This window comes from Bhargavaea massiliensis, assembly GCF_050480245.1.
GTDB lineage: Bacteria > Bacillota > Bacilli > Bacillales > Anoxybacillaceae > Anoxybacillus.
In genome coordinates this window covers 1-3,473 of the sequence record NZ_JBCNEQ010000092.1, presented here as the reverse complement: position 1 = coordinate 3,473, position 3,473 = coordinate 1, and the positions used below count along the sequence as shown (strand labels likewise).

The 3,473-nt window shown below is 37.4% G+C and carries 2 protein-coding genes and 2 pseudogenes; 3 read left to right on the top strand and 1 reads right to left on the bottom strand.

The features are described 5' to 3' along the window. A pseudogene (locus ABEV15_RS14025) lies at window positions 1-125 on the top strand (transposase); the annotation flags it as partial. Window positions 126-189: 64 nt separating this feature from the next. Continuing rightward, window positions 190-828: pseudogene (locus ABEV15_RS14020) on the top strand (IS4 family transposase); the annotation flags it as partial. 146 nt (window positions 829-974) lie between these two features. Here the strand turns inward: ABEV15_RS14020 and ABEV15_RS14015 are convergent. Continuing rightward, window positions 975-1,529 carry a helix-turn-helix domain-containing protein gene (locus ABEV15_RS14015; RefSeq protein ID WP_498853562.1) on the bottom strand — a complete coding sequence of 185 codons (555 nt, stop codon included), beginning with the start codon at window positions 1,527-1,529 and terminating at the stop codon, window positions 975-977. Window positions 1,530-1,835: 306 nt separating this feature from the next. On the opposite strand from ABEV15_RS14015, the gene ABEV15_RS14010 reads away from it, so the two are divergent. Then, the gene (locus ABEV15_RS14010; protein ID WP_268852786.1) at window positions 1,836-3,356 is read left to right on the top strand and encodes an L-lactate permease; all 1,521 of its coding nucleotides are present in this window, start codon (window positions 1,836-1,838) and stop codon (window positions 3,354-3,356) included. Window positions 3,357-3,473 lie beyond the last annotated feature (117 nt).

The following is a 3,473-nucleotide window of genomic DNA, read 5'->3' as shown; positions in this document are numbered from 1 at the left end:
CATCCGCCAATGCCGAAACCTTCCTCGACTTTTTGCGCCGATTGAAAGAGAGATATGCCGATCGATTCCTCGTGCTTGTGTTGGACAACGCACGCATTCATCATGCCAAGATGGTGCAAGCCTTTCTTGATGGAGAGGAAGGTGGCGCTTTTCATTTTGGCGAACAGTGCCAGGCACTGTTCGACGATGGGCCCAGTGGGAGAACAGTTGACGGACCCTCAACAAGTGCTCGTGGAAGACCGGGCGTATTTCAAAATCGAACGCCTCGATCGATTTGTGGAGCAGCATCAGCTCTTTGTCATTCGGATGAAGGACAACATCGAACTTCATCAGAAAAAAAGCTTGAAACGCCTTTCCAGCACATCCTCATCGGTTCAAGCCGACTTCACGTGCCAGTTGGGGACGAAACAATGCCGCTCCACCAAGCGTCACCGGGTGGTGATCTTTCGAGATGAGAATGGCCGCGACATTCGGGTCGTGACGAACCTCTTCCATGCGTCTGCGGAAACCATTGCCGACATGTACCAACAACGTTGGACTGTTGAGGTCTTTTTCCGTTGGGTGAAGCAATATCTGAATGTCCCGACCTTGTTTGGCACGATGGAAAATGCGGTATACAACCAACTGTTTGCGGCGTTCATCGCGTATGTGTTGCTGCGATGGCTGTATGATCAAACCAAAAAACAGACGAACGTCTCTCTTTCCTTCATTTCGTTTGTTCGCCGTTTTTTCTCTGGGCAGCTTCCTCTCGATTGGAAATCCGGGATGGCCGCTGCTTTGTTTGAGTATGCCCAAATTTATGGAAGGTGTATGTATAATTTTGGATAATCAACACTCGTGAATTGCGATAGACCTTTTTGACTTGAACGTTCATAAGAGAAAAACTCCTTTACGTTCCTTGTGTGTCAAGGATTCATTCGACATCGGAACGAAAAAATCCTCCCGATTTTCGTCGAGAGGGTGCGAAATGTGAGTTACAAATATACATTGTTCGAATCAATCACTAGATAATAGTGGCAGTCTTCATCACCTATATTGGTAAAACTATGTTCAATATCTGCTTCATAATACATGGAATCGCCTTCTTCTAGGTCATACGTTTCATTTCCTAATTTTACTCTTAATTTACCCTTAGCTACCGAGATATACTCCTTAACTCCTTTTTTGTGCTTTGGGAAAATTCCTGAAGCTTTTTTATAAGGAATAATATTTAAAACAAATTCGATCCCCCTTGATGGGAAAGAAGGAGATAAAAGATGTCTTTCAAAACCACTATGTTCATCCTTATAAATATATCTTTCCTCCTTTTTTATAACAATCACCTCTTTTCTAGCATCTTCTCCTAATAATTGTGAAAGGGTCATATCTAAACCTTCTGCAATTTGACAAGCCACTTGGATAGTAGGGTTTTTTTCCCCTCTTTCGATTTGCGAAAGCATAGAGCGACTTACTCCACAACGATCAGATAATTCCTGTAAAGAAAGTGACTTAGATTTTCTAGCTTTTTTAACGTTTTCCCCGAAACTCATGATGAATCCCTCCTGCTATAAGTTCAGATTGAAAAAAAGATATAATATAAATGTTTAAGTTAAGCAAAAGATCGAATGGAAAGTTTCATTATATGGCGGAAAATCAATTTGATACATAACTATATTACACTATAGTGGAATTTTTGTCTTGACTTTCATGATAATTAGTAATAATACGGAAACATATCCGCTATAGTGGAATTTAAACTATGGAAAAAGTGATATTTATTAATTCTCCAATGTTAACACAACAAAACTTTAAAGACTATTGTTATCAATAACAATACATAGGGGTGATAAGATACAATGCAACTTTTTTTTAACTTTATACTGTCTGTATCACCAATTTTATTAGCTCTAGTTTGTTTGATTTGGTTAAAAATTTCAGGAATGTACACAGCAATATATTCATATTTGTTGTCGGTTATCGTATCACTGTTGCCTTTCCATTTTGAAACATCATTAAAAGATTTATTACATTCCTCTATCCAAGGTTTATTGATATCAATTACTGTTATTTATGTTTTGATATTTGGGTTACTTTTATATAACGTATTAAGTGAAAGCCAGGCTATTAACATTATTTCTAACAGATTATCTTTTTTTTGTAGCTCACCGGTAGAACAAGGGTTACTAATTTCCTCAGCATTAGGTCCTTTTCTTGAAGCAACTAGTGGTTTTGGTATCGGAATTGTTATAGCCGCCCCCCTATATCTTTCGTTAGGCTTTCAACCAAGAAAGGCGGCTCTCTTGTCTTTATTGACGCAGTCTGCTGTTCCATGGGGGGCGCTTGCTATTGGAACAGTAATCAACGCTGAATTATCGAGTGTCCCCCTCAATGAACTGGGAAAGTATAGCGCCTTAGTAAGTATTCCTCTTTATTTTTTTTATACAGTAATGGTAGTTATCATTAGTGGAGGGAAGAGAGCTATAAAAAATTACTTTTTAGAGATATTAATTGTTTCAACAACGTTATCATTAACTACATGGTTGATAAGCGCTTATGTTTCAACGGAATTAGCTGGTGTATTAGCAGGACTTACATCCTCTTTATGTTTGATAACTTATTGGAAATTAAAAGAGTTAATTTACAAAAAATTTGCTAAAGAAGTTGCGGTATCAAAATCAACTCTTCTAACAAATAAAAGGGATTTTCTAAAAGCTATTATACCTTACCTTATTTTAACGACTTATATCTTTATATCACATTTTTATTCGTCTTTGAAATTAATCCTTACTAATGTAATGGTGGTTAGATTACCAAAATATAATTTTCATTTAGAACTCTTGTATAGCCCGGGATTTGCATTGTTTTTAGCTTCCATTGTGACCATTGGGATATACCGCTTAAAAATGTTTCAGATCAAATCCTGCATTATTAGAACGATACAACAAGTATATCCAGCAAGTATGGCAACAATCGGATTTGTTGCTATGTCCAGTGTAATGCAACAATCTGGAATGACAGATTTTATCGCGACAAATGTGGCCGCTTTATTGGGTTCTTGGTTTATTATTGCATCTCCTATAATCGGTGCAATCGGTGGATTTATGAGTGGTAGCAACAGTGCTTCTAATGCAATGTTCTCACATTTTCAAAGCACAATGGCAAATAAATTACATAGTTCAGAACTGTTGTATGCTACATCCCAAAATGTTTCAGCATCTAATATGACTATGGCTTCACCATCTAGGGTTGCATTAGTTGCTTCCATTACAAAAAATTCAGGAAATGAGGGACAATTGGTACGAGGTATTCTTCCAATATCTCTAACGGCTATGTTGATTATTATTATTTTTATATTATGTTTGAATTTTTTTACATGATTGTTTAGAAATCTTATATAGACTCCCATGACAAAAAAATTTCGTCACCATCGGAAGGATGAAAACAACCTTCTGTCGAATGGTCTCCTTGCAGCCGGGGTCATGAGGTCGTTGTAT